We start from the raw sequence: 15,271 nt of genomic DNA, 5'->3' as shown, positions 1-15,271 counted from the left end.
GCCGGCCATTGAAACGAATCCCGCTCAGTCGTAAATTCAAATGGTTAATGCTTCGCAAATCCGCCGTAAAAATGGGCTGTTTCCGCTGGTGATTTACCCTTTGTTTACCGCCGTCGTTAAGAGATGGCGGGTGCCATTGAGTCTGCGCCTTAGAGCCAGGGACTGGATCCTCCATTGATTCACTTCGAAAATGTCGGTCTACGTTATGGAATGGGCCCGGAAATCCTCCGGGACATGACATTCGACATTCCGAAGCGCTCGTTCCAGTTCCTGACCGGTCCGTCCGGCGCCGGCAAGACAACGCTCCTGCGTCTGCTTTTTCTGTCGCTCCATCCCACCCGCGGCATCATCCAGATGTTCGGCCGAGACCTTTCGCAAATTCCAAGGTCAGAGCTGCCGATGCTGAGGCGGCGCGTCGGCATCGTCTTCCAGGATTTCCGGCTGCTCGACCACTTGACCACCTACGAAAACGTCGCATTGCCGCTGCGGGTGCGCGGCAAGGACGAAAGTTCCTACCGAAACGATGTGATCGAGCTCCTGAAATGGGTCGGGCTGGGTGAACGCATTAATGTGCTGCCCCCGGTTCTGTCCGGCGGCGAAAAGCAGCGTGCCGCCATTGCCCGGGCACTGATGGACCGGCCCGAAATTCTCCTCGCAGACGAACCGACTGGCAATGTCGATCCGCCTATGGCCAAGCGCCTGCTCAACCTCTTTCTGGAGCTCAATCGCCTTGGCACGGCTGTCGTCATCGCAACCCATGATCTCGGCCTCATGGATCAGGTGGACGCGCGGCGAATGATCCTCACTGAAGGGCGGCTCGACATCTATGAATGAGATGAGCCGCCTCAAGAAGGATAAACCAAACAAGGCCGGCAGTTCGCCGCCGCCTGGCAAGACCAAGCAGGCAGACGCCGGCAATCCGACTCGCCGCAGCGAAATGCGGGTGCGCCCGACGGCACCGATCCTGCCGCCTTCCAACATACAGGGTAGCGCCTTGATGGTGGTGATCGCCATTATGGCCTTCCTGGCGTGCCTGACGCTCGGCGCCGTCAGCATGGTGCGAGCGACCGCCTCGAGCTGGCAAAGCCAGATCTCGCGGGAGATCACCATCCAGATCAAGCCGGACGACGGTCTCGATATGGATGCAGCCTTGAAGAAGGCGCGTGACGTGGCGCTGACCTTTGTCGGCACCCGTGACGGGACCATCATGGATGACCAGGCGACGGCCCGGCTATTGGAGCCCTGGCTCGGCAGCGGCCTGAACCTGGATGACCTTCCCGTCCCGCGCCTCGTCATCATCACCATCGACGAGCAGAACCCCCCGGATTTCGCGGCCATGCGCGACCTTTTGAAGACGGAGGTTCCGCAGGCTTTCCTCGATGATCACCGCACATGGGTCGACCGGCTGGTTTCCATGGCCCGCACCACCGTCTTCATTGGCACCGGCGTTCTGGTTCTGGTCTTCACCGCCATGATCCTGACGGTCATCTTCGCAACGCGGGGCGCCCTATCCGGCAACCGGCATATTGTCGAAGTGCTGCATTTCGTCGGCGCCGAAAGCGGTTTTGTTGCAAAGGAGTTCCAGAAGCACTTCCTGAAGATCAGTATCAAGGGTTCGGCAGCCGGTGGCGCATTGGCAGCAGCGCTTTTCGCGGTCGCCAACCTTTGGCAATCCAATTCACGCGCGACGCCTGAAAGCGACCAGGCAAACGCTCTTTTTGGTTCGTTCACCATCGGCTTCACAGGCTATCTGGGAATCTTTGCGACCATGGTCGTGATCGCTCTGCTGACGACGCTGACTGCCCGCTTGACGGTGATGCGCACGATCGACGAGATTGACCTGATACGCTCCGATCCGGCGCGGTCCGATGGCGTGCCGGCATCTTGAACCCTTCCCGTCTCCAGGCGTTGAAATGCCCGGTGACTATGCGTAGCCCCAATCTATCGCTATTGACGAATCATGACTTTTGGCTCCACCAACCGCAGGATAACGGATCCCCATATGTCGGATCGTCCGAGCAGAGGCTGGCTATCGAGAAAGAGCAGGCTGAGGCGGCTGGCACGCCGCATATTATTGGCTTCGCTTCTGGTCATTGCCATCGTCGCCGGCGGCTTCCTGTGGTTTGCCGATGCGGTGACGTCACTGAAGGCTCCCGACGGGGTGAAGGCAGATGCCATCGTTGTCCTGACCGGCGGCTATCAGCGGATCGAGCAGGCAGTGGGGCTGTTGCGCGACGGGGCGGGACAGCGGTTGCTGATATCCGGTGCTCACCCGTCGACGACGCCCAACCAGATCCGCAAGGTGACTCAGGCCTCGGCCGATCTGTTCAGGTGCTGTGTCGATATCGGCTATGATGCTCTCGACACGATCGGCAATGCCAACGAGATTGCCCGCTGGATCCATGACCATCGCTATAAATCGGTGCTGGTGGTCACCAACAATTACCACATGCTGCGCAGCCTTCATGAATTGCGGCGGGCGGATCCAGTGACGGATTTCGTCCCCTATCCCGTCATCAATGCTGATCTCACCCGACGTGCCTGGTTCGCCGAGCCGGATACCTTGCGCACCATGCTTTCCGAATATGGCAAGGTTGTCCTCGCCACCCTTCGGGACTGGGTCGGCATGGAGCGCGGCAGCGGCCTCAGGACTGAAGAGGAACCATCCAAGCCTGCGACGTCCTCCTCGCGCTGATCTTTCCTGCTGCCGCCACGGACGCTTTTTTCCGGCGCTGATCTCGTGTAGGCAACGCCCTTACAAATGGATGCCTTTCATGCTGCTGGTGCGCTCGGTTCTTTTCAACACGGCCTTTTATGTCAACATCATCGTGCGAATGCTGGTGCTGTCGCCTGTCTATTTCCTGTTGCCGCGAAAAGCCGCCTACCGGATCCCCAAGGCCTGGGCGGCCTCCAACAACTGGCTGATGGCCAAGATTGTCGGTGCGACCTTTGAAATCGAGGGAATGGAGAACATTCCCGAAGGCGGCTGCATTTTTGCCCCGAAGCACCAATCCGCCTGGGATACGTTCGCGCTCCTGCCCTATCAGCGCGACCCAGTTTACATTCTGAAGCGGGAGCTGATGTGGATTCCGCTGTTTGGCTGGTACGTCGCCAAACAGAAGATGATCCCCGTCAATCGCGGCGCCCGCGGCAAGGTCATGGTTGAGGTCATGGAGCGCACCAAGGAGGAAATGGCGAAGGGGCGCCAGCTCATCATTTACCCGGAAGGCACGCGGCGTCCCCCTGGGGCGGCACCGGAATACCGCTACGGCATTGCGCGCATATACCGCGACGTTCAGGTTCCGGTCGTTCCTATCGTCGCGCACTGGGGCCTGTTCTGGGGCCGGCGCAAGCTGATCAAGCATCCCGGCCATTTCAAGGTGCGCGTTCTTCCACCAATCGAGCCGGGTTTGGATCCCGATGCCTTTTATGCCCGTCTCCAGGACGTTCTGGAAACGGCGAGCGACAAGCTGCTCCTGGAAACGGTCGCAGACAATCCCCATCTTCCGCTGCCGCCCGAAGCAACTGAGCGGCTGTCCCAGATCAAGGCTCAGCCGGCGGCCTGAAGCTCCTCCGCAACCGCCGACCCCACCGCTTCCAGCCAAGGATCGCGTATGCCCATCTGCTTCAGATGCGCAATCGTGTTGAACACATAGGCATTGTTTGGGCCTGATTGCCCCAAAGACCTACCGACGATTGCTGCAGCCTCTTCCACGCTAAGCGCGCCCGCATATTGGAGGTGATCACGATCCACCACGTATCCGATGGCCTTGATCCGCTGCCCCTTATCCAACGTTACCGGCAGCACGCGCTCGCGATAAACATTGGTCACCAGTTCCCTGCGGCGCAGATAATCGAGCGCATCGTCGCGGTTCTGCGGCTCGACCCGAAAGGCCACGCCTCGGCAGGATCCGCCACGATCAAGCCCTAGCACAAGGCCAGGATGATCCGGCGTTCCACGATGCACATGCGACCAGACACAAAGGGAGCGGCGGAAGCCGAAGGCGCGTGCCGGAGATTTCTCTGCGAAAGCGAAACCTGGGTTCCACATGAGGGAACCGTAGCCAAACACCCAAAATTCGTCCATATCGCACGCCAAGCCGTTCACTCGAGCGCATCCTGCGCTGGATCAAAGCCACCATTGGAGAAGATCATGGCAGCGTCAAGCCGAGCCGGTGTCAGGGGAAAATTATGGCTGCTTGCCTGTGGCGTCGTTCTCGCCATTGCGCTTTATACCGGCGGCTGGTTCTATGCAGCCTCCATACTGCGCGAAAACACCTTGGCCCTTCTCGGCAGCCGCGAGGCCAAAGGCTTTTCCGCCGAGTGCACCGACGCCGAATATCGTGGCTACCCGTTCCGCATCGGCCTCTTCTGTTCGAAAGTGGCCGTCGACGACCGGGTGAACGGGATATCGGCAACTTTTGGAGCGCTTCGCTCGGCAGCCCAGGTTTATGACTCAGGACACATCGTCTGGGAAATGGATGCACCGGCCGAGGTTCGCACTGGCCGCGGCCTGACCATCTCGAGCACCTGGAAAAGCCTCCAATCCAGCCTGAGCGCTAAGCTGAAAGGCGTTGAACGTGCTTCGGTGGTCATTCAAGATGGCGAAACGACGGCGGTCTCGTCGGCCAATGGCCAAAGCTTCGATATCCGGGCGGCGCGCACGGAAATCCATCTACGCCAAAACGGTCCCGATCTCGATGCTGCAGTGACACTGACAGATACCGATACTGCCATGAATGGTATGCCGCAGCTTCTCCCGCGCCTGACGGCGGATATCGACCTGAGGCTTGCAGGGCGCGCGGGCATGATCGACGGGAGCGATCCGAGCGGTGCTGCTCTTCGAGGCACGCAAGGTGAAATGCGTGAATTTCGGGCCGACCTCGGTAAAGGCCGCGTCATGCTTTTGTCCGGCCCCTTTTCCTTCGACGATCAGGGTCGTCTGTCGGGCAAGTTGAAGCTGAGGATAGAACAGCTTGCGGCCTGGCAGAAAAGCCTAGGCGAGGCTTTCCCGGATATCGCGCCGACGCTGGAAACCGCCGTCAGCATGCTTTCGGCCCTCGGCGGCGGAACCAATGCATCCCTGAACATCACCATCAAGCGGGGCAAAATCCTCGCCGGCGGACTGATCCCGGTCGGCGAAATCCCGCCCATCTGACCATCGAGAGCCGTCCGCCTTTAAACACTACTTCTTTGTGTCGAGCGCGTGGCGGCCGAAATCGGGTGCGTCGACATCCTGGCCGGCCTGAATGATCGAGCGACGGATGGCGCGCGTGCGGGTGAAAAGCTCAAACAGCTTGTCGCCTTCGCCCCAGCGAATTGCCCGTTGCAGGTAGGCCAGATCTTCCGAGAAACGGGCCAGCATTTCGAGGATGGCATCCTTGTTGTGCAGGCAGACGTCGCGCCACATCGTCGGGTCCGACGCGGCAAGGCGCGTAAAGTCGCGGAAGCCGGATGCCGAATATTTAATGACTTCGGACTCCGTTACCGTCTCCAGATCATCGGCAGTGCCGACGATATTGTAGGCGATGATGTGCGGCAGGTGGGAAACGATGGCCAGAACCTTGTCGTGGTGCTCGGGATCCATTTCATCGATGCGGGAGCCGAGCGCAGTCCAGAAGGCCTTGAGCTTATCGAGTGCTGCTTGATCCGTATTCGGCAGCGGCGTGAAAATACACCAGCGATCCCGGAAAAGACCTGTGAAGCCTGCATCCGGTCCGGATTTTTCCGTCCCCGCCAGCGGGTGACCTGGAATGAAATGCACATGGTCCGGCATGTGTGGCGCCATCTGCGCAATCACGGATGCCTTGGTGGAGCCAACATCGGTGACGATAGCCCCGCGCTTCAGATTGGCCGCAATTTGCTGTGCGACCGCTTCGGACGCACCGACGGGCACAGAAACAATGACCAGGTCTGCATCTTTCACCGCCTCGGCGGCAGAACTTGTATAGCGGTCGCCGAGTTGTAGCGCCTCGGCCCGTTTCAATGTTTCTGTGCTGCGGGTCGAGATCACTAGATCGCCGGTCAGCCCCAATTCCTTGACCTCGCGCGCAATGGACGAACCGATCAGGCCGATGCCGATCAGCGCGATCCGCTCGAACTGAGGGATTGTCATGCGGAGCGTCCCATGAATTCGCCGAGCGTTTCGATGACGCCGCGATTGGCTTCTTCCGGGCCTATGGTCATGCGCAGTGCGTTAGGCAAGCCATACCCCTTGACCGCACGGAGGATATAGCCCCGGCTGGTGAGGAAGGCATCGGCCTCGGGCGCCCGCTTGCCGTCGACATCCGGAAAATGGATGAGGATGAAATTGGTGACGGAGGGCGTGATCTTCAGCCCGATCGCTTCGAACGCATGGGTAAGCTTGTCCAACCAGAGCGCGTTATATCCCACCGCCTTTTCCACAAAGGCGCGGTCGCGGACGGCGGCTGCCCCTGCGGCAATGGCCGGAGCATTCATGTTGAAGGGGCCGCGGACCCGGTTCAGGGCGTCGAGAATGCCCGACGGGCCATACATCCAGCCGACGCGAAGTGCAGCCAAACCGTAGACTTTCGAGAAAGTCCGGCACATGACGACATTGCGATTGGCAGAAACAAGCTCAAGGCCTGCCTCGTAATCGTTCTTACGGACATATTCCGCATAGGCGGCATCCAGGACGAGGATGACATGCTTGGGCAGCCCGGCATGAAGACGGCGGATATCGGAAACCGGAACATAGGTGCCAGTCGGATTGCCAGGATTGGCGATGAAAACCATCTTGGTCTTCTCCGTCACGGCGGCAAGAATGGCATCCACGTCGACGGTATAGTCCTTTTCCTTCACTTCGACGGGGGTTGCCCCGGCACCCATGATCTGGATCTTGTAGACCAGGAACCCGTGCTCGGTGATAATTGCCTCGTCGCCGGGGGCGAGGTAGACATGGCAAAGCAGGCCAAGCAGTTCGTCCGAACCGTTACCGCACATGATATTGGCGGTGTTCAGACCATAGACGCCAGCGATCGCTTCGCGCAGCGCGAGAGCCTGACCGTCAGGGTAGAGCTCCAGATGGCCGGCGGCCTGTCTGAAGGCTTCGATGGCATTCGGGCTGGCACCGAGAGGCGTCTCGTTGGAGGAAAGCTTGAAGACACGTGCGACGCCGGGAGCATGTTCCTTGCCCGGCACATAGGCGGCAATATCCAGAATGCCAGAACGCGGAACGGGCTCACTCGCAACAATGCTCATCAGATCAACCTTTGTGGAAACGCCTGTATGGCTGGTGGTCTAGTCGATTAATGGGGAAATCCACCTTTGTCGAGGGCGAGGCGAAGCCTCACCGCGTGCGCGTGGTCGGGACGCCCTGCGGCGCCAGAACCGGCACGAAAACGCGCCGCGATGCCCGCGCGGCCACCGGAAGTCCCTGGTACAGCCGCTTTTGCGCCTCAAGCACCAGAACACCGGAAAAAACCGGCCAGAAGCGCCGGCCTGCCCGCTCAAAGACATGCCGAAGCTTCAGAAGCGCCCGCACCTTCGACGGCGGAAAGAAAAGCGCTTCGGCACTGGCGCCCGGGGTGAAATTGGCCTCGCGCATCAGGGCGGTCAGCTGGCTGCGCGAATAGGGGCGTCCGGAGCCAAAGGGCGTATGTTCCATCCGGGCCCAGACGCCGCGCCGGTTCGGAACGACGACCACGAGCCGCCCACCTGGTGCCAGCACGCGCCAGACCTCCTTCAGGCTTTCCCGGGGGTTTTCGGCGAACTCGAGGGAATGTACCATGAGCACACGATCGACCGACGAGTCCGGCAGCGGCAGTTCCTCATCAAAGACAAGCGCGGTCGCCGAAAGCTCGCCCACCGGCCAGTTTACCGCCCCCTGGCCCGCCGGCATGAAGGCAAAGGTGCGCTCGGTATCGGAACGGAAGCGATTGAGATAGGGCACCGCATAGCCGAGACCAACCAGCCGCTCATCCGGCAACCGCGCCCAAAGCGACGAAAGAGCCATACCGATCGCCTGCTCTGCAACGGCACCCAGCGGGGAATGGTAGAATTCGCGAAGATCGACAATATCGACAGACATCTTGAAAATGGTACCCGACGGTGGTTGGACTTCAAGGCATCAACCTCTACATTGTTCCTGAACAAATTTCAGCACTGGGGATAAGCAATGAGACCACTGGAGATCGAAGTCTTCTCTTGTCGGACCGACAACTACGGCGTGCTCGTCCATGACCCCGAAACGGGCCTTACGGCCACCATCGACGCCCCAGAGGAAGCACCTATCCTGAAAGCAGCGGCGCGCCGCGGCTGGAAGATAACCCATATCCTCACCACCCATCACCATGGGGACCATGTGGAAGCCAATCTGGCGCTGAAGGAAAAGTTCGGCTGCGAGATCATCGGGCCGTTCAATGAAGCTTTGGCGATCCCGGGCTTGGACAAGACCATGGCCGACGGAGACGAGTTTCACTTTGGCGACCATCTCGTGCGGGTGATCGAAACGCCTGGCCATACGGCTGGACACATCTGCTATCACTTCCCCGACGACAAGATCCTGTTTGCCGCCGACACGCTGTTCGCACTTGGCTGCGGCAGGCTGTTTGAACGGCCGGCCGCCGACATGTGGCATTCACTGCAGAAGCTGGCCGTTCTACCCGATGAGACGGCCATCTATTTCGGTCACGAATATACGCTCTCCAACGCTAAATTCGCGGTGACGATCGATCCGGACAACAAGAGGCTGAAGGCGCGGGCTGCTCAGATCGAGGCTGATCGTGCCGAAGGCAAGTTCACCATTCCGACGATGATGGGACTGGAAAAGGAAACCAATCCGTTCCTGCGCGCCGCCGATCCGGCCATCCGCCGAAATCTGCTGATGGAAACCAAGAGCAATGAAGAAGTCTTTGCCGAAATCCGCAAGCGGAAGGACAATTTCTAGATGATGCAGCAAAACCGCGAGGCTGCCGCGTGAATGCATTGATCCTGACAGCCGAGGAAATTGTTCGCGCGCTCGGCATGCAGCCCCACCCCGAGGGTGGCTGGTTCGTCGAGACCTTTCGTGACGGCGACGGGACAGGCCGAGGCAAATCAACTGCGATCTATTATCTGCTGCAGGCGGGGCAGAGATCGCATTGGCATCGGGTTCGCGACGCCGCCGAGGTCTGGCATTTCTATGCCGGGGTACCGTTGCGCCTGCGGATCTCGGACGGGACGAAGATCGAAGACATCCGGCTTGGCACGGATATAACCGCCGGCGAACGTCCTCAGGCCATTGTCCCCGCCGATGCCTGGCAGGCGGCCGAGCCACTGGGAGAATACACGCTCGTCGGCTGCACCGTGGCCCCGGCCTTTGAATTTTCAAGCTTTGAAATGGCGCCCCCAGGCTGGGAGCCGGGTTGAGGCTACTCGACGGCAGCTACGGATTTCCGCGCCGGCAGCAGCATGTCTTTGGCCGCCAGCACGGCGCCGCCGGTGATGAGAATGCAGGCCGCGACGATACGCCAACTTGGCTCGGCAAAACCCAAAATGACGAGGATCATGGTCGAGAGCAGCGGCGCCGCATAACTAGCGGCTCCGATCACCTGTATGTCTCCGGTCTTGACGCCGTAGTCCCATGCATAGAAAGCAGCGCCCACCGGCAGAAGGCCGAGGCCGACAATTGCCATCCATTCGCTTTCGGAAGTCGGCCATACGGTCGTCTCCAAACCCAGATGGCAAACAAATGACAGAAGCGAGGTCGCAAGGCAGAAGCCCGTGACCACATCCGTCGAAACGCGCTCGAAACGGCGGGTCAGCAGCGAGTATCCGGACCAGGTGAAGGCGCATAGCAAGGCTGCGCCATATCCCACGACATAGGCATCGTCGAAAGACAGGCCGGCGCGTGATATGATGATGACCGTGCCGCAGAGCCCCAGGATCGCGCCCGCAATGTGATACCAGCGTAGCCGCTCGCCAGGCAGAAGGGACGACCCAACAACGATAAACAGTGGCCAGAGATAGGCGATCAGCCCTGCTTCGACCGCAGGTGCATTCCGCAGCGCCGTGAAATACAAAAAGTGATAGCCGAACAGTCCGCCGATCCCGGTGATCCAGACCTTAGGCGGCTGCTTTAGCAAGGCGATCCGGTGCGGCTTCAGGATGAACAGCACCAGTCCCGGAAGGCTTCCGATCGCAAATGTCATGGCATTCATCTGGAACGGCGGGACCTGGCCGGACGCTGCCGTCATGGAGGCGAGGAGCGACCACATCAGGATTGCCAAGAAGCCGATCAACGTGCCCCGTATCTTCACCCCTGCTCCCCTGGATGTTTGGAAGAGACTATCATCCGCCGTATTTGACGGCGGTCACGTAAAGCTGTCCCATTCTGGTGGGAATGCGCGCATAAACCGGAGCATATACATTTGCCGACTCGGCCTTGGCAAACCAGATTTCCATCGATGTCTTCTTCAAGTACTCGATGTCGCTGCGGCCACGCCTGAAACCGGACCTCGGGACGTATTTGATTGAGCAGACAATTGCATCGCCCTTGAAGCCGTCCGTCGAGAACGGTTTGCTTCCCATCGGAGCCAGAACGAGGTCCATCCGCGATTCGCCGTCGTAGATTGGCAGCCGCTTCGGGCAAATTTTCGCGTCGCCCGGAAAGATCAGGCCACTTAGCGGGTCAAGAACCGCATGGAGATCCTTCTCGGTAACGGGGATCCAAGTTTCGGGATTGCGCCTCGGCTGCGGCTTGATCGTGGTTTCAGTGACGTCACCGTTTCGGTATTCGACATCATAGACGCGCGTACGCTTTCCCATCCGGTAGACGAGGTTATATTGCTCGGCCTGCAGCCGATCATCGAGGATCCTGCCCGTAACGCTGGTATCGGCTGATACGCGGCTGATGATGTCGGCTATGCCTGCCGATTTGAAAGAGCCGGTGATCTTATAGTCACCATCGCCAAATTCGCTCGAAAAGGTCGCAGTGGCGATCGGCAATATACCAAGGCTGATATTGTACTGGCTGGAATGACGGACTTCCGCGGCCTCGACCGAAACGGCCAAACGTCCAAAGACGAGCGCAAGGGCAATAACGGAGCGAATTGGAAAAATCATGATCTGCCCGAATAAGCTGAAGAAGGAAGGCGAACCTTCCCTTATGGAGCGGCCATAGTGGCGAGAAAATAGCGGCGGAATTTGGTGTATGCCCGATTAGCTCACGGGTCATGAAAGCTTTTAGCTTGACGCGCGAAGCCTCACTGACTATAGAACCGCAACTTTCCAATCAGGACGAATTGGATCGGCGCGCCGGGCGTTGTCCGGAAGACCATCCGATTGCAGAAGAACAAAGGTGTAATCATGTCTCGTGTGTGCGAATTGACCGGCAAAGGCGTTATGACCGGCAACAATGTCAGCCACGCCAATAACAAGACCCGCCGCCGGTTCCTGCCGAACCTCTGCCAGGTCACTTTGATCTCGGACGCCCTCGGCCAGCGCTACCGCCTGCGCGTTTCGGCGCACGCCCTTCGCTCGGTCGAGCATCGCGGTGGCCTCGATGCCTTCCTTCTGAAGGCTGACGAAACCGAACTGTCGATGCGCGCTCGTCTGCTGCGCCGCCAGATTGTCAAGAAGACAGCTGAAGCCGCTTAATCAGCGACTTCTATCCTCGGCTATCGGGAGGGCTTGAACGGCAAAGCCGGTCAGGCCTTTTCTCTTACCTTTCAAGCACTCCAACTGGTGGCATCACCCAGGATAAAAAAATGCTGACCTCGCGCTATACCTCTATCTATGCCTTGCTCATGGCGGCCGTTGTCGTTGCCTCCAATTTCCTCGTGCAGTTCCCGGTCGCCGGCAATCTCTGGGGAATAGCTCTGGGCGATCTTCTGACTTGGGGCGCCTTCACTTATCCGGTCGCCTTCCTGATCACGGATCTCACCAACCGCCAGTTCGGGCCGGCGATCGCTCGCCGTGTCGTGTTCGTTGGTTTCGTGGTTGGCGTCGCGCTGTCCTTCTGGATTTCGGTGCCGCGCATCGCTGTGGCATCGGGAACAGCCTTCCTGATCGGCCAGCTGCTGGATATCTCCGTCTTCAACGAACTGCGTCGCAAGACCTGGTGGAAAGCGCCGCTTGCGGCTTCTCTTGTCGGCACAGTGATCGACACAGTGCTGTTCTTCTCGCTCGCCTTTGCGCCGATCTTTGCCTTCATCGGTGCCAATGACGAGTTTGCCATCGGTTCGGCTCCCATTCTTGGCGCTTTCGCCGCCGAGGCGCCGCGGTGGATTTCCTGGGCGCTTGGGGATCTTGTCGTTAAGATCGTCGTGGGGGTGGTTCTGCTGCTGCCCTACGGGGCACTCATGAACGTGTTGAAGCCGATGCCTCAGGCGGCACCGGCTCGCTAAACAACCCTGCATTCCGGCCGATCAATCGTTCAGCCGGAATTCCAGCATGACATTGCGCTGCATGAGACTGCCGTTATCATCCGAGATCAGGATGAGACGCTGCCTGCCGTCGGCACCGGCAAGGACGTCCAGCCCTTCTATATTGTCGATGGCATAGCTTAAGTCCGCCTCGACCAGAACTTCTCCATCGACCATGGCGCCGGGAACGAGGCTGTCCCCCTTGATGCGCCGAATACGCATGCCGAGGCCGCCGAGAAAGCTGAAACGCCGCTCCAGCAGGAGAAGGTCTCCGTTGGGGAGAAAGGCACCATCTGTGGCGTCGTAGGGGTCGTGCCGGACGACCGTGAACTGCCCCTTCATCGGACCTTCCAGTATGGCCGCGAGCAGGTTGCCTTTCTCATCCAGGCTGCGTTCTGCAACGATGACGAGAGACCCTTTGAGGTGGCTCGACTGCGGCGAAGCGACAATCGTCTCCATGCCGGCATTCCGGCGCAGTTCTCGCGCCGGAATGAGGAAATCGAGACCACGTGACGGCTCGGAAGTTTCAAAGCCCGGATTGCGGTAAATGTCAACGCGATGCTGTTGCTCGAAGCTCACCACCGCCTGCCCGTTTCGCAACGCCAATCCCTCGGCATCGGACGTCAGTTTCCAACCTGGACGTCCGCCGCGCAGCAGTATCGGATGGATTTCAACATCCGCGAGATTCGAAAGATGGCCCTGGCCGTCCCGCTCGATTCGTCCCGTAAGCCAGTTTCCGGTATCCGTCACCGATACGAAGCTCTCTCCATCCGCGCGGAACCGGATGCTGGAAAGTGATTGCAGCCGGCTGTCGACAGACGAGAATTCCAGGCCACCAAGAAACTCCAGTGGGCCAAAACGCTTCTGATCCGAACCCGTCTTGAATTGCCCGATGGTGCGCACGTTCATGCCCACAGGCTCCGACGCCGCCGGCAAGGCCAAAGCGCCGAAAAGGCCTGCACAGAATGCAAGGCGCAAAAGCTTCTTGGGCGGGAGCCTCAACTGGCTCGCCGCATCCGCCCAGCCGGACGGCCGATATTTTCGGCAAAGAGTTCGGCCAGTTGTTCAGTCATAGCGCCAGCCAACTCGTCCGCATCAACGATCGTGACCGCCTTGCGATAATACCGGGTGACGTCGTGGCCGATACCAATCGCCAGCAGTTCCACAGGCGAGCGCGTCTCGATCTGCTCGATCACCGCACGCAGATGGCGTTCCAGATAATTGCCGGGATTGACCGAAAGCGTCGAATCGTCGACCGGCGCGCCATCCGAAATCATCATCAGGATCTTGCGCTGCTCCGGCCGATTGATCAGCCGCTGATGCGCCCACATCAGCGCTTCGCCGTCGATATTCTCCTTGAGCAGGCCTTCGCGCATCATCAGCCCGAGATTCCGCCTCGAGCGGCGCCAGGGCGCATCAGCCGACTTGTAAACGATGTGGCGCAAGTCGTTCAGGCGGCCCGGCATTGCCGGCTTTCCGCTGGCCAGCCATTTTTCGCGCGCCTGCCCGCCCTTCCAGGCCTTTGTCGTGAAGCCCAGAAGCTCCACCTTGACCCCGCAACGCTCCAGCGTGCGGGCGAGAATATCAGCGCAGCTGGCAGCGACCGTGATCGGCCGGCCTCGCATGGAGCCGGAATTATCGATCACCAGCGAAACCACCGTATCACGGAACTGCGTGTCGCGCTCCCGCTTGAACGACAGCGGCTGCATGGGATCGATGATCAAGCGTACCAGTCGGGCGGGATCGAGATAGCCTTCTTCGAGGTCAAAATCCCAGGAGCGGTTCTGTTGCGCCATCAGACGGCGCTGCAGCCGGTTGGCAAGCCGTCCGACCGCACCTTGGAGATGCGCGAGCTGCTTGTCGAGGAACGCTCTCAGCCGGTCCAGCTCTGCTTCATCGCAAAGCTCTTCGGCCGTGACCTCCTCATCGAATTCCTCGGTGAAGATATGGTAGTCGACTTTTTCATTGAAATCGTCGAATGGGCTCTGGGGGCGGCGTGTCTCGCCAGGTGTCTCGGAATGGTCGTCGCTGTCTTCGGACATATCGTCGTCCGACATTTCAGCGCCATCCATCTCGCCCTCATCGAGCTCCTCGTCGGCGGCTTCGCTCTGCTCGGCAGGCGCCGCGTCGGAACCGGCTTCCTCTTCGACTTCCTCGTTCTCGGTCTCTCCGGTGCGAGGCTGATCCTCCTCGCTCGGATTTTCCATCTCCTCCGGCTCGGACTCCTCGTTGGTGAAGTCTTCCGCCATCTGCATGGAGGACAGCATGTGCCGGACGAGCTTGCCGAAGGCCTGCTGGTCCTCGATGACGGACCGCAGGTTATCGAGGTCGCCGCCGGATTTGTCCTCGATGAAGGACCGCCACAGATCGAGAACCTTGCCTGCACTGGGAGGAGGTTTTGTTCCAGTCAGCTTTTCGCGCACCAGCATGGCGATCGCTTCGCTGATCGGGGCATCTTCCTGGCGTTCGATGCCGGTAAAATTGGCCTTGGCGTATTTTTCCGTGTGCATGGAATTGAGGTTGGCTGCCATCCCGGCCATCCGCAGCGCGCCGATGGATTCGACCCGCGCCTGTTCCACGGCGTCGAAGACCGATCGAGCATCCGATCCCTGCGGCGCCATGTTGGCGTGAAGGCCGGTATCGTGGCAGGCGACCCGAAGCGCCATGGAATCGCCGAGCCCGCGCGTCACCGCCAGTTCGTGGGCCGTCGGTCGCTTGGAAATTTCCGGCAGGCGGATCCGGTCTCCAGCCAATCCCGGACGTTCGTTGGCGAAAGTTACCTCGACCTCGGCACTCGAGGCTATCGAGCGAACGCAGCCGGTAATGGCTTGGCGCAGCGGCTCGGCATCCACCGGTCCGCCCACCTTGCCTTTAGAATTGTCTCCGCGACCCGCCATGATCCTGCC

General features: G+C 59.7%; 17 protein-coding genes. 9 read left to right on the top strand and 8 right to left on the bottom strand.

Annotated features, from left to right (window positions below; genetic code table 11):
• The first annotated feature begins 174 nt into the window (after positions 1-174).
• The 4 genes from ftsE (at position 175) to E2F50_RS17150 (ending at position 3,566) form a co-directional block, all read left to right on the top strand.
• Positions 175-834, top strand: coding sequence for a cell division ATP-binding protein FtsE (gene ftsE, locus E2F50_RS17165; protein ID WP_133317402.1), 660 nt, complete (start codon positions 175-177; stop codon positions 832-834).
• Positions 827-1,888 carry a cell division FtsX domain-containing protein gene (locus E2F50_RS17160; protein ID WP_161974195.1) on the top strand — a complete coding sequence of 354 codons (1,062 nt, stop codon included), beginning with the start codon at positions 827-829 and terminating at the stop codon, positions 1,886-1,888. The genes ftsE and E2F50_RS17160 overlap by 8 nt, the downstream gene beginning before the upstream one ends.
• Before the next feature lie 114 nt (positions 1,889-2,002).
• Positions 2,003-2,695: a YdcF family protein gene (locus E2F50_RS17155; protein ID WP_161974193.1), complete on the top strand. Its 693-nt coding sequence runs from the start codon at positions 2,003-2,005 to the stop codon at positions 2,693-2,695.
• A gap of 79 nt (positions 2,696-2,774) precedes the next feature.
• Entirely contained in the window at positions 2,775-3,566 is a 792-nt protein-coding gene (locus E2F50_RS17150) for a lysophospholipid acyltransferase family protein (protein WP_133317400.1), read from the top strand.
• Here the strand turns inward: E2F50_RS17150 and E2F50_RS17145 are convergent.
• Positions 3,551-4,099 carry a gamma-glutamylcyclotransferase gene (locus tag E2F50_RS17145; protein ID WP_202615475.1) on the bottom strand — a complete coding sequence of 183 codons (549 nt, stop codon included), beginning with the start codon at positions 4,097-4,099 and terminating at the stop codon, positions 3,551-3,553. The genes E2F50_RS17150 and E2F50_RS17145 overlap by 16 nt on opposite strands.
• Positions 4,100-4,153: 54 nt before the next feature.
• Here E2F50_RS17145 and E2F50_RS17140 point away from each other — a divergent pair, with 54 nt between their 5' ends.
• Positions 4,154-5,158, top strand: coding sequence for a DUF2125 domain-containing protein (locus E2F50_RS17140; protein WP_133317398.1), 1,005 nt, complete (start codon positions 4,154-4,156; stop codon positions 5,156-5,158).
• Between the two features lie 27 nt (positions 5,159-5,185).
• Here the strand turns inward: E2F50_RS17140 and E2F50_RS17135 are convergent, their stop codons facing one another.
• From E2F50_RS17135 to E2F50_RS17125, 3 genes are all read right to left on the bottom strand, one after another.
• A complete protein-coding gene (locus tag E2F50_RS17135) occupies positions 5,186-6,115 on the bottom strand; it encodes a prephenate/arogenate dehydrogenase family protein (protein WP_133317397.1) in 930 nt (309 codons plus the stop codon).
• Complete coding sequence (gene hisC, locus E2F50_RS17130; protein ID WP_133317396.1) at positions 6,112-7,221, bottom strand: histidinol-phosphate transaminase; 1,110 nt, start codon at positions 7,219-7,221, stop codon at positions 6,112-6,114. The genes E2F50_RS17135 and hisC overlap by 4 nt, the downstream gene beginning before the upstream one ends.
• 88 nt (positions 7,222-7,309) lie before the next feature.
• Positions 7,310-8,050 (bottom strand): class I SAM-dependent methyltransferase, encoded by a 741-nt coding sequence (locus tag E2F50_RS17125; protein WP_133317395.1) that lies wholly within the window; start codon positions 8,048-8,050, stop codon positions 7,310-7,312.
• Positions 8,051-8,137: 87 nt separating this feature from the next.
• Here E2F50_RS17125 and gloB point away from each other — a divergent pair, with 87 nt between their 5' ends.
• On the top strand, positions 8,138-8,908 hold the full coding sequence (gene gloB / locus E2F50_RS17120) for a hydroxyacylglutathione hydrolase (RefSeq protein ID WP_133317394.1): 771 nt from the start codon (positions 8,138-8,140) through the stop codon (positions 8,906-8,908).
• A gap of 44 nt (positions 8,909-8,952) precedes the next feature.
• Entirely contained in the window at positions 8,953-9,369 is a 417-nt protein-coding gene (locus E2F50_RS17115) for a cupin domain-containing protein (protein WP_133317456.1), read from the top strand.
• A gap of 2 nt (positions 9,370-9,371) precedes the next feature.
• On the opposite strand, the gene yddG is transcribed toward E2F50_RS17115, so the two are convergent.
• On the bottom strand, positions 9,372-10,259 hold the full coding sequence (gene yddG / locus E2F50_RS17110; RefSeq protein WP_133317393.1) for an aromatic amino acid exporter YddG: 888 nt from the start codon (positions 10,257-10,259) through the stop codon (positions 9,372-9,374).
• Positions 10,260-10,290: 31 nt separating this feature from the next.
• Complete coding sequence (locus tag E2F50_RS17105) at positions 10,291-11,064, bottom strand: DUF3108 domain-containing protein (RefSeq protein WP_133317392.1); 774 nt, start codon at positions 11,062-11,064, stop codon at positions 10,291-10,293.
• 243 nt (positions 11,065-11,307) lie between these two features.
• On the opposite strand from E2F50_RS17105, the gene rpmB reads away from it, so the two are divergent.
• Both rpmB and E2F50_RS17095 read left to right on the top strand, forming a co-directional pair.
• Positions 11,308-11,598 carry a 50S ribosomal protein L28 gene (gene rpmB, locus E2F50_RS17100; protein ID WP_133317391.1) on the top strand — a complete coding sequence of 97 codons (291 nt, stop codon included), beginning with the start codon at positions 11,308-11,310 and terminating at the stop codon, positions 11,596-11,598.
• Positions 11,599-11,708: 110 nt separating this feature from the next.
• Positions 11,709-12,347, top strand: a complete 639-nt coding sequence (locus tag E2F50_RS17095; protein WP_133317390.1) for a queuosine precursor transporter — start codon at positions 11,709-11,711, stop codon at positions 12,345-12,347.
• A gap of 21 nt (positions 12,348-12,368) precedes the next feature.
• Here the strand turns inward: E2F50_RS17095 and E2F50_RS17090 are convergent, their stop codons facing one another.
• Together E2F50_RS17090 and cobT are read right to left on the bottom strand one after the other, a co-directional pair.
• Positions 12,369-13,274: an esterase-like activity of phytase family protein gene (locus E2F50_RS17090; protein ID WP_133317389.1), complete on the bottom strand. Its 906-nt coding sequence runs from the start codon at positions 13,272-13,274 to the stop codon at positions 12,369-12,371.
• An 89-nt stretch (positions 13,275-13,363) separates the two neighbouring features.
• Positions 13,364-15,262: a cobaltochelatase subunit CobT gene (cobT, locus tag E2F50_RS17085; RefSeq protein WP_133317388.1), complete on the bottom strand. Its 1,899-nt coding sequence runs from the start codon at positions 15,260-15,262 to the stop codon at positions 13,364-13,366.
• Positions 15,263-15,271 lie beyond the last annotated feature (9 nt).

This window comes from Rhizobium deserti, assembly GCF_004358025.1.
Lineage (GTDB): Bacteria > Pseudomonadota > Alphaproteobacteria > Rhizobiales > Rhizobiaceae > Neorhizobium > Neorhizobium deserti.
Note: the sequence above shows the minus strand (reverse complement) of the source record. Positions and strands in the feature narration are given on the sequence as shown.